Raw genomic sequence first — 11,206 nt, 5'->3', positions numbered from 1 at the left:
GAGCGATCGGCCTCCCCGGAAGTGCTTCTTCAGCCTGACGAGAATATCTTCTCCCGCCAGGCCAGTCACAACATACAAGCAGCGACCGCAGCTCGCGATGCGCCGCGCGGGCGGCGCTCGATCTCACAGGCGCTGAAAGAATCGAGGCGAGCCAACGGTTGACCACCCGCCAACCACTGCGTAGCCTTGCCACTTCGAGGTTCTTCGGCCAGGCCGAAGCTAAGACGGGAACGCGGTACAAGCCGCGGCTGCCCCCGCAACTGTAAGCGCCGACAACGGATCGACACAGCCACTGCGCCAACGCGCGGGAAGGCGTCATCCCGCCAGACTGCTGCCGTGGCAGGCAACTGGAACGGTGCAAGCCAGGAGACCTGCCTCGTCACGTTTTCGACTTTCAACCGGGCGGGGTGATCCGGTGGCGAACAAGCCCGGCCTGCCTGGCCGGTGGCTGTCGTCCTGCATGCCCGCGCCATACTGCCAAGGGCACTGCGACATGAAAACACTGGCCAAGCTCCCCGTTACCATCGTTACCGGCTTTCTCGGCTCGGGCAAGACCACGTTGCTGCGCCACATGCTCGACAACGCCCAGGGCCGCCGCATCGCGGTCATCGTCAACGAGTTCGGCGAACTGGGCATCGATGGCGAAATCCTCAAGCAATGCAGCATCGGTTGCACTGAAGAAGAGGCCACCGGCCGCGTTTACGAGCTGGCCAACGGCTGCTTGTGCTGCACCGTGCAGGAAGAATTCTTCCCGGTGATGCGCGAGCTGGTGGCACGCCGTGGCGACCTGGACCACATCCTGATCGAGACTAGCGGCCTGGCCCTGCCCAAACCGCTGGTGCAGGCCTTCCAGTGGCCGGAAATCCGCAACGCTTGCACCGTCGACGCCGTGATCACCGTGGTCGACAGCCCGGCGGTGGCTGCCGGCACCTTTGCCGCCTACCCGGACCAGGTCGATGCGCAGCGCAAGCTTGACCCCAACCTGGACCACGAGTCGCCCCTGCACGAGCTGTTCGCCGACCAGCTCGCCAGCGCTGACCTGGTGGTATTGAACAAGGCTGACTTGATCGACGCCGAAGGCCTGGCCAAGGTGCGTGCCGAAGTCGCCGAAGAACTGCCGCCGGCGGTGAAAGTGGTCGAAGCCAGCAGCGGCAAGCTGCCACTGGAAGTGCTGCTGGGCGTGGGCGCCGAGTCCGAGGCGCACATCGATGGCCGCCGTACCCACCACGACTCGCACCACGACGGCGACGATCATGACGATCATGACCACGACGCCTTCGACTCCATCTCCATCGACCTGCCGGAAGCCGACGAAAGCCTGCTGCTCGACGCCCTGACCCAGCTGGTGGTGGAGTTCGGCATCCTGCGTGCCAAAGGCTTCGCTGCCATCCCGGGCAAGCCGATGCGCCTGCTGGTGCAAGGCGTGGGTACCCGTTTCGACAAGCACTTCGATCGTGCCTGGCGTGCCGACGAGCCGCGCATCACCCGCCTGGTGCTGATCGGCCAGGACCTTGATGCGGCCCAGCTGGAAGCGCGCCTGCGCCAGGCCTTGGGCGCCTGACCCATGCACCTGCTGCGGACCCAGCCCGGCGGCTTTGTGCCGGATGACAGCATCGCCGACCTTGGCCAGACACCCGCCGAACTGGTGATACTCTGCAGCGGCGATTCTCACCTGGCGTTGCTGGCCGACACGGCCGAGCAATTGCCCGCAGGCTTCCCCAGCCTGCGCCTGGCCAACCCGATGCAGGTGCAGAACCACGCCTCGGTCGACCTGTACGTTGACCAGGTGCTGCGCCATGCCAAGGTCATCCTGGTGTCGCTGCACGGTGGCGTTGGTTATTGGCGCTATGGCGTAGAACAACTGGTCGAACTGGCGGCCCGTGGCGTGCAGCTGATCCTGGTGCCGGGCGACGACCGCCCGGACCCGGAACTGACCAGCCTGGGCAATGTCACCGGCGCGCAGGCCGAACGCCTGTGGCACTACCTGCGCCAAGGCGGCAAGGCCAACGCCATCAACCTGTTCAACTGCCTGGCCAGCCAGTGGCTGGGCCGCGACTATGCCTGGGACGAGCCGCAGCCGTTGCCGCGCACGGCGGTGTACCACCCACAAAAGGGCAGCGCGGCGCTGGAAGACTGGTACCCGCAGTGGCACCCCGAACACCCGGTAGCGCCGCTGCTGTTCTACCGCTCGCACCTGCAAGCCGCCAACACCGCGTTCATCGACGTGTTCTGCCAGCGCCTGCAGGCGGCCGGTCTGAATCCATTGCCGATCGCCGTGGCCAGCCTGAAGGAAAGCGCCTGCCTGGAGCAGGTCGAAGCCTGGCTGGACGAGGTCGGCGCCGAGGTGCTGGTCAACACCACCGGTTTTGCCCTGTCCAGCCCCGAACGCCCCAACCTGCGCCCGTTCCGCCGTGATATCCCGGTGTTGCAGGCCATTTGCGCGCAGGACAACCAGCCCGGCTGGGAAGCCAGCGAACAGGGCCTGGGTGCGCGCGACCTGGCCATGCACATTGCCTTGCCCGAGCTGGACGGGCGCATCATCACCCGGCCGGTCAGTTTCAAGGACATGGCCTGGCGCAGCGAGCGCAGCCAGTCGGACGTGGTGTGCTACCGCGCCCACCCCGAACGCATGGACTTCGTCGCCGAGCTGGCGCGCCGTTGGGTCGAGCTGGCTCGCCTGCCCAATGGGCAGAAGCGCGTGGCCCTGGTGCTGGCCAACTACCCGACCCGGGATGGCCGTATTGGCAACGGCGTTGGCCTGGATACGCCCGCTGCGGCCCTGAACATCCTCAAGGCATTGCAAGCCGAAGGCTACCCGGTGGCCGACCTGCCGGGCAGTGGCACGCAGCTGATCCAGCAGTTGCTCGGTGGCGCGACCAACGACCTTGACCACCTCGACCAGCGCCCTTGCGCCCAGAGCTTGAGCCTGGCCGACTACCAGGCTGCGTTCGCGCGCCTGCCCGAAGCCAACCGCCAGGCGGTGCTGGAACGGTGGGGGCCACCCCAGCAGGACCCGATGTTCCGCAGTGGCCGGCTGATGGTCGCCGGCCTGCGGTTTGGCCTGACCTTTGTCGGCATCCAGCCGGCACGTGGCTACCAGGTGGACCCCAGCGCGGTCTACCACGACCCCGACCTGGTGCCGCCACATGGTTACCTGGCGTTTCACTTCTGGCTGCGCCATGCCTTCGCTGCCGACGCGGTGATACACGTTGGCAAGCACGGCAACCTCGAATGGCTACCAGGCAAGGGCGTAGGGCTATCGGCGCAGTGCTGGCCGGACGCCTTGCTCGGCCCGCTGCCGAACATCTACCCGTTCATCGTCAACGACCCCGGTGAGGGCGCCCAGGCCAAGCGCCGTACCCAGGCGGTGATCATCGACCACCTCATGCCACCGCTGACCCGTGCCGAGACTTACGGGCCGTTGCGCCACCTGGAGCAACTGGCCGACGAGTTCTATGAAGCGCAACTGCTCGACCCTCGGCGGGCGCGCGAGTTGCAGCGCGACATCCTCGAACTGGTCAAGGCCAACCATATCGACCGCGAGCTGCAGCTGGAGGGGCAGTTGGACGATGCTGCCGTATGGCTGCCGCGCCTGGACACTTACCTGTGCGACCTCAAGGAGTCGCAGATCCGCGACGGCCTGCATGTGTTTGGCCAATCGCCTGCCGGGCGCCTGCGGCTGGATACGCTGCTGGCGTTGCTCAGGGTCGAGCGCGGCGACGGCCGAGGCGGCAATGCCAGCCTGCTACGCACCTTGGCCAAGGCGCTGGTACCCGGCTTCGACCCGCTGGATTGCGAACTCGGCCAGCCGTGGCAGGGCGACCGCCCCGAGCCGTTGCAAGCGGTAAGCAGCGAGGCATGGCGCACCTGTGGCGATACACGGGAGCGCCTGGAGCTATTGGCGCTGCAACTGATCGAGCAGGCGCTGGCCGGCACTGCACAGCTACCTGACAGCCCCGCATGGCACCCCGTGCATGCGGTCCTGCAAGCCCTGTGCATGGAGGTGGCGCCGGGCCTGGATGCCTGCGGCAGCGCAGAAATGCAGGGCTTGCTGGCGGCGCTGGCCGGGCGCTTCGTGCCGGCGGGGCCCAGTGGCGCGCCCAGCCGTGGCCGCCTCGATGTGCTGCCCACCGGCCGTAACTTCTATACCGTGGACGTGCGCAACCTGCCTACCACCACGGCCTGGCGCCTGGGCTTCGCCTCGGCCAACCTGATTCTTGAACGCCACCTGCAGGACCATGGCGACCACCTGCGCCAGTTGGGCCTTTCAGTGTGGGGTACCGCTACCATGCGTACCGGCGGCGACGACATCGCCCAGGCCATGGCGCTGATGGGCGTGCGGCCGGTGTGGGCCAGCGGTAGCCAACGGGTCGATGACTTCGAGATCTTGCCGCTGAGTTTGCTCGACCGCCCACGGGTGGACGTGACCTTGCGCGTTTCCGGGTTCTTCCGCGATGCCTTCGGCAACCTGATCCGCCTGTTCGATGCCGCGGTGCAAGCGGTGGCGGCGCTGGACGAGCCCGACGACCTCAACCCCTTGGCTGCCCGTGTACGCACCGAGCGCGCTGCGCTGCAGGCCCAGGGTACAAGCGCCGAACAGGCCGCTCGGCAGGCTGGCTGGCGGGTCTTCGGGGCCAAACCCGGCGCCTACGGTGCCGGGGTGCAGAATGCCATCGACGGCCGCTTGTGGCACAGCCGCGAAGACCTGGCCGAGGTCTACCTTAACCATGGCGGCTATGCCTACGGCGGCAGCGATGACGGCACCCCGGCCCGCGCCCAGTTCGCCCAGCGCCTGGCCAAGGTCCAGGCGGTGTTGCAAAACCAGGACAACCACGAGCACGACCTGCTCGATTCCAACGACTACTACCAGTTCCAGGGTGGCATGCTGGCGGCTTCAGAAACCCTGGGCGGGGCCGGCGTGGCCAGTTACCACGGTGACCACAGCCAGGTGGACCGGCCGCGCATCCGCACCTTGAAAGAAGAGCTGAACCGGGTGATCCGCGCCCGTGCGCTGAACCCCAAGTGGATCGATGGGGTCAAGCGACATGGCTACAAAGGCGCCTTCGAGATGGCGGCGACGGTGGACAACCTGTTCGCCTTCGACGCCACCACGCACCTGATCGACGACCATCATTACCAGGGGCTGGCCGACGCCTATGTGCTCGACCCGGCCACCCGCGACTTCATGCGCGAGCACAACCCCGAGGCCTTGCGTGACCTTACCGAGCGCCTGCTTGAGGCCCAGCAACGTGGCCTGTGGCAAGCGCCTGGTGACTACCGCGAAGCGCTTGAGGAGCAACTGCTCGACGGCGAGGAACAGGCTTGACATGAGTGAACCCGTACAATTTCCGCTGGCGGCCGTGGTGGGTGCCGAGGACCTGAAGCTGGCCCTGTGCCTGACGGCCATCGACCCGAAAATCGGCGGCGTGCTGATCGAAGGCCCGCGCGGCATGGCCAAGAGCACCTTGGCCCGTGGCCTGGCCGACCTGCTGGGTGAGGGCCCGTTCGTGACCCTGCCGCTGGGTGCCAGTGAGGAACGGTTGGTCGGTACCCTGGACCTCGACGCCGCGCTTGGCCAGGGCAAGGCTCAGTTCTCCCCAGGGGTGCTGGCCCAGGCCGATGGCGGCGTGCTGTATGTGGATGAAGTCAACCTGCTTCCAGATACCCTGGTCGACCTGTTGCTTGACGTGGCCGCCAGCGGTACCAACCGCGTCGAGCGCGACGGCATCTCGCACCGCCACAGCGCCCGCTTCGTGCTGATCGGCACCATGAACCCGGAAGAAGGCGAACTGCGCCCGCAGTTGCTCGACCGGTTCGGCCTTAATGTGGCCCTGGAAGGTTTGCCCGAACCTGCGGCCCGGCAGCAGATCATCCGTCGGCGCCTGGCCTTCGACCATGACCCGCAGGCTTTCTGCGCGCAATGGGCGCAGGCACAGGCGCAGTTGCGCGAGCGCTGCCAGGCGGCGCGCCAAGTGCTGGCGGGCATTGCCCTGGACGACCAGGCACTGGCCTGGATCACCGAGCGCTGTTTTGCTGCTGGCGTGGATGGCTTGCGCGCCGACCTGGTCTGGCTGCGCGCGGCGCGCGCCCACTGTGCCTGGCGCGGTGGTGCAGCCATTGAAGAAACCGACGTGGAGGCCGTAGCCGAATTTGCCTTGCGCCATCGCCGCCGGGTGGCGCCACAGGCCAATCCGCCAGCCCCCCCGCAACAGGCCGAACAGCCGGCCGGCAGCAACCCTGGTGAACAAGGCGGGCAGGGCGATTGGGGTGCATTGCCCGCGCAGCCGGTGGCCAGTGGCGCCCGTCGCGAGGTGCCAAACTGGGCAAAAAAGCCCTGAGCCCCCCCCAGCCACACGCCATAGGGGGGGATGCCAAGGCGGGTGCAGGCAAGCAGCACGGTGCCAGCCGGGGGCGCGCACGCGACGCGGTGACAGGTAGGGTCGCCTGGCTGCCGACCTTGCTCAAGGGGCGCCCACGCCAGCGCCAGGACCTGTGCTGGCAGCAACGCCGGGCCAGGCCTGCCGAACTGTGGTTGGTGATCGTCGATGCTTCGGCTTCAACCCGCCGCCACCAGGCCCTGGCGCAAACCAAGGGGGTGTTGGCAGCACTGTTCGATCAGGCTTATCGCCAGCGTGCTCGCCTGGCGCTGCTCACGGCCAGCGGGCGCACGCCGCAGTGGCAGCGCCATGGCCTCAAGGCGTCGGCGGCCTTGCAGCCATGGCTACAGGCATTGGGGGCTGGCGGGGGCACGCCACTGTTCGCAGCCCTGGAGCAGGCCCGGCATTGGCTGCAGGCACGCCAGCGGGCACACCCGCAAGAAGTGCTGCGCTGCCTGGTGTTTACCGATGGGCGCGTGCAGCACAGCAACACGGTCCAACCCATGCCTTGTGCCACGCTGTTGGTGGACATGGAACTGGCACCGGTACGGCTAGGGCGTGCCCAGCGCCTGGCCGAGCAATTGCAGGCGGATTATCAGCACTTGCACCACTTTAAGCTGGCGTATTGAAGAGGGGCACTGCGGCACAATGTCGCAAGTGACAAAGTTGTCAGGCCTGCACGATGAAAGTTGCACAAGTGCGTGGCGCTGCACGCACTTGTTATAAACGCCGGTATTATTTCGGCATCGACCAAGGTTGCAGGTCGTAACCTTTTTCGCACAATTCGGCGCGCACTTCCTCGATCAGGCTGGCCCACTGCGCGGGGTCGGAGTAGATGCGCGAAGACACCTGCTTGGCGCCAATGCGGGTGTTGGTCCGGTCGATCACTGCCAGGCTGAGTTCACCAGTGCCATTGGGGGCATCCCAGGCTACGCACTGGAAGGGTTCGAAGGCGTGGTCGGCAATCAGCAGTGCTTCGTTGACACGGAGCGGGGCATTCATGGTTCGGTCTCTCTATGGTCCCAAACAGCGAAGTAAGTCCGCGTTGCTTAAAAGTCGCCTCAGGTGCGCGAAGTGCAGCGCGGGGTTATGTGTACTGATGCTCGCTGTGCGGTAGCAAGTCACACATTGCGAATAAATTTTTTGCCAGGGCTATCTCCGTTATTCCCTGCGCCGCCATGTGATGTCGTTAAAGTGCGAAAATTCCCGTGGGCGTTTGTAAAAAAATGCGTCGGCAGACGGACGGTACTGGGCAGTGTCAACTTCGTTGCTACTGTTAAACGGGCGCCACAACTTGCTGTTTTACTTTAAAAAAATCAAACAATGGCGCCAAGGATCGGTCATGCAACAGCCTGCCGCGCAACGCCGTTTGCTGATCGTCGACCCCTGCGACGATTGCCACCGCCTATTGCCGGGCCTGCGCAACGCCGGCTGGGATGTCGACAGCTGCATGCTCACCGCTGCACTGGACCACCCCTGCGATGTGGGCCTGCTGCGCTTGCAGGCCGCGCACCTGCGGCACCCGGACGCGGTCAAGGACATGATCAAGCGCAGCAACACCGAGTGGATCGCCGTGCTGAGCGCCGACCAACTGCGCATGCCAGCCTTCGGTGACTTTGTGTGTGAGTGGTTTTTCGACTTCCACACCTTGCCGTTCGACGTCTCGCGCGTGCAGGTTACCCTGGGCCGGGCGTTCGGCATGGCGCGCCTGCGCGGCAAGGGTGCGGTCAAGGTCGATGAAGCGAACGACGAATTGCTCGGTGACAGCCGGCCGATTCGCGAACTGCGCAAGCTGCTGGGCAAACTGGCGCCTACCGAATCACCTGTGCTCATCCGCGGTGAAAGCGGCACTGGCAAGGAGCTGGTGGCGCGCACGCTGCACCGCCAGTCGCAGCGCAGTGATCAGCCGTTCATCGCCATCAACTGTGGCGCCATCCCTGAGCATTTGATCCAGTCCGAATTGTTCGGCCACGAGAAAGGCGCTTTTACCGGGGCGCACCAGCGCAAGGTCGGGCGTATCGAAGCGGCCCACGGCGGCACCTTGTTCCTGGACGAAATTGGCGACTTGCCGCTGGAACTGCAGGCCAACCTGCTGCGCTTTCTGCAGGAGAAGCACATCGAGCGGGTAGGCGGCAGCCAGCCAATACCGGTGGATGTGCGGGTGTTGGCGGCGACCCACGTGGACCTGGAACGGGCCATTGAGCAGGGGCGTTTTCGCGAAGACCTGTATTACCGCCTGAACGTATTGCAGGTGGTGACAGCACCGCTGCGCGACCGGCACGGCGATTTGTCCATGCTGGCCAACCATTTTGCCCATTTCTACAGCCTGGAAACCGGGCGCCGGCCGCGCTCCTTCAGTGAACACGCCTTGGCAGCCATGGGCCATCATGACTGGCCGGGGAACGTTCGCGAGCTGGCCAACCGCGTACGCCGCGGGCTGGTGCTGGCCGAAGGGCGGCAGATCGAGGCGCAGGACCTGGGCTTGCAGTTGCACGACCAGGAACAGCAGCCGTTAGGCACCCTGGAAGAATACAAGCACCGCGCCGAGCGCCAGGCCTTGTGCGATGTGCTCAACCGGCACAGTGACAACCTGAGCATGGCTGCCAAGGTGCTGGGTGTTTCACGGCCGACGTTCTACCGCTTGTTGCACAAGCACCAGATACGCTGAGCGTTACACCACGGCACCTGGGCGAACATCACCCAGGGCCGAACCCCTCAATGCGGTCCGCGCGGGATGGTCTTGAGCAGGTCTTCGGGGCTGATGTGCCCAACCACTTGTGCAACCGCGCTGCCCGGTGTCGGCAGGTCGATGATATGGCTCTTCATCTTGCCGATCACATGCATCTCGCACGGCTTGCAGTCGAATTTCAGCGTCAGTACCTCGTCGCCCTGAATCAGCTGCATGGGCGCGACCTTGGTGCGTACGCCGGTGACACCCTTGGCCTGCTTGGGGCACAGGTTGAAGCTGAAACGCAGGCAGTGCTTGGTGATCATCACCGGCACCTCGCCGTGCTCTTCATGGGCCTCGTAGGCGGCGTCGATCAGTTGCACGCCATGGCGGTGGTAGAAGTCGCGAGCCTTCTGGTTGTACACGTTGGCCAGGAACGACAGGTGCGACTCAGGGTACACCGGCGGCGGCGTGGTCTCGGCCTTGCGCGCGCCGCGTGGGTGGGCCTGTACCCGCGCGGCGGTCAGTGCCTCGATGGCCTCGCGGCGCAGGGCCTTGAGCTGCGAGTTGGGGATGAAGTACGCCTGCGGGGCGTCCAGCTCGATACGGTCGGCGTGGTACATAGTGGTACCCAGCTGGCCGAGCAGGTCGTGCAGTTGCTCCAGTGCCTGCTGGGGCTTGTTGGCGACGCCGAACGGGCCCTCCAGGGCTACCTGCACACTGACCCCTTCCTCGCTGCTCAGGGTCAGCAGCAGGCGTTGCTCGCGCAGCACCGCGTGCCACTCCACGCCCACCCGGCGTTCGGAGGACGTGCGCTGCAAGGCCTGTTGCCAGTTGTGGTCCAGGTTGCGCGACAACGGGTGGTTGGGGCGCAGCTTGTGCAACCCTTCGGGCATTTCATTGGGCTCGACGCGGTAGCGGTAGCGTGCTTGGCCGTCTTCTTCAAACTCGCCACGGGGCTCGGCGATGTTGGCGCGAAAACCCAGCACTTCGCGTTTGACCAGCACATTCAGGCCGTCGCCGTTGGTCAACGGCACGTCGGTCACCACGTGCAGGTCGCGCTTGCCGACCTTTTCCACCACGCCCACCGGCAGGCCGGTGAAGGTTGGCGAGTCGAATGCGCCGATATCGACCTTGCGGTCGGTGACGAAGTAGTCGGTGCTGCCGCGGTGGAAGGTCTTGTCCGGGTCGGGCAGGAAGAAGTGCTCGGTGCGCCCGCTGGAAGCGCGGGCATAGTGCGGGCGGCCTTCCAGGATGGCGTCCAGTTCCTTGCGGTAGTGGGCCGTGATGTTCTTCACATAGCCCATGTCCTTGTAACGCCCTTCGATCTTGAACGAGCGCACGCCGGCATCGACCAGGTCGGCCAGGTTGGCGGTCTGGTTGTTGTCTTTCATCGACAGCAGGTGTTTCTCGAACGCGACCACGCGGCCCTGGTCATCCTTCAGGGTGTAGGGCAGGCGGCAGGCCTGCGAGCAGTCGCCACGGTTGGCGCTGCGCCCGGTTTGCGCGTGGGAGATGTTGCACTGGCCGGAAAATGCCACGCACAGTGCACCATGGATGAAGAACTCGATGGCCGCGTCGGTTTCGGCGGCGATGCTGCGGATTTGCTGCAAATTCAGCTCGCGGGCCAGCACCAGTTGCGAGAAACCGGCCTGGTCGAGGAATTTCGCCCGCTCCAGGGTACGAATGTCGGTCTGGGTGCTGGCGTGCAGCTCGATCGGCGGGATGTCCAGCTCCATCACCCCCAGGTCCTGCACGATCAGTGCATCGACACCGGCGTCATGCAACTGGTGGATCAGCTTGCGCGCCGGCTCCAGCTCGTTGTCGTGGAGGATGGTGTTGATGGTGGTGAACACGCGCGCATGGTACCGATGGGCGAACTCGACCAGTTCGGCAATGTCGCTGACTTCGTTGCAGGCATTGTGGCGCGCGCCGAAGCTTGGGCCGCCGATGTAGATGGCATCAGCGCCGTGCAGGATCGCCTCACGGGCGATGGCCACGTCACGCGCAGGGCTGAGCAGTTCCAGCTGGTTCTTTGGAAGGGACATGTCGTTGTATTTTCGGGCTGTCACGGGTTAGGCGCGCATTGTAGCGGCGAAACGGGCTGGCGGCACCCTTGGGCTGCCCGAAGGTGTGCAGCCAGGGTGCGAGGGGGCGGCAA

7 protein-coding genes and 1 riboswitch are annotated in these 11,206 nt (G+C 65.4%); of the genes, 5 read left to right on the top strand and 2 right to left on the bottom strand.

The window, feature by feature from the left end:
- Positions 1-180 precede the first annotated feature (180 nt).
- Positions 181-393: riboswitch (cobalamin riboswitch) on the top strand.
- A gap of 100 nt (positions 394-493) precedes the next feature.
- The 4 genes from cobW to B3361_RS14545 all read left to right on the top strand — a co-directional run bounded on the left by cobW (position 494) and on the right by B3361_RS14545 (position 7,006).
- Positions 494-1,561, top strand: coding sequence for a cobalamin biosynthesis protein CobW (cobW, locus tag B3361_RS14560; RefSeq protein WP_054904763.1), 1,068 nt, complete (start codon positions 494-496; stop codon positions 1,559-1,561).
- A gap of 3 nt (positions 1,562-1,564) precedes the next feature.
- Positions 1,565-5,326, top strand: coding sequence for a cobaltochelatase subunit CobN (gene cobN / locus B3361_RS14555; protein ID WP_054904762.1), 3,762 nt, complete (start codon positions 1,565-1,567; stop codon positions 5,324-5,326).
- 1 nt (position 5,327) lies between these two features.
- A complete protein-coding gene (locus tag B3361_RS14550) occupies positions 5,328-6,338 on the top strand; it encodes an ATP-binding protein (RefSeq protein WP_054904761.1) in 1,011 nt (336 codons plus the stop codon).
- Positions 6,339-6,427: 89 nt separating this feature from the next.
- A complete protein-coding gene (locus B3361_RS14545; protein WP_054904769.1) occupies positions 6,428-7,006 on the top strand; it encodes a vWA domain-containing protein in 579 nt (192 codons plus the stop codon).
- Between the two features lie 106 nt (positions 7,007-7,112).
- Here the strand turns inward: B3361_RS14545 and B3361_RS14540 are convergent, their stop codons facing one another.
- Positions 7,113-7,379 (bottom strand): hypothetical protein, encoded by a 267-nt coding sequence (locus B3361_RS14540; protein ID WP_009686703.1) that lies wholly within the window; start codon positions 7,377-7,379, stop codon positions 7,113-7,115.
- Between the two features lie 340 nt (positions 7,380-7,719).
- Between B3361_RS14540 and B3361_RS14535 the strand changes: the two genes are divergently transcribed.
- Positions 7,720-9,045 carry a sigma-54 dependent transcriptional regulator gene (locus B3361_RS14535; RefSeq protein ID WP_054904760.1) on the top strand — a complete coding sequence of 442 codons (1,326 nt, stop codon included), beginning with the start codon at positions 7,720-7,722 and terminating at the stop codon, positions 9,043-9,045.
- A 47-nt stretch (positions 9,046-9,092) separates the two neighbouring features.
- On the opposite strand, the gene B3361_RS14530 is transcribed toward B3361_RS14535, so the two are convergent.
- Positions 9,093-11,093, bottom strand: coding sequence for a peptidase U32 family protein (locus tag B3361_RS14530; RefSeq protein WP_054904759.1), 2,001 nt, complete (start codon positions 11,091-11,093; stop codon positions 9,093-9,095).
- Positions 11,094-11,206 lie beyond the last annotated feature (113 nt).

The sequence above is a fragment of the Pseudomonas sp. UBA6699 genome (assembly GCF_002454615.1).
GTDB lineage: Bacteria > Pseudomonadota > Gammaproteobacteria > Pseudomonadales > Pseudomonadaceae > Aquipseudomonas > Aquipseudomonas juntendi.
The sequence above is the reverse complement of the archived record's forward strand: the minus strand, read 5'-3'. Positions and strand labels throughout refer to the sequence as shown.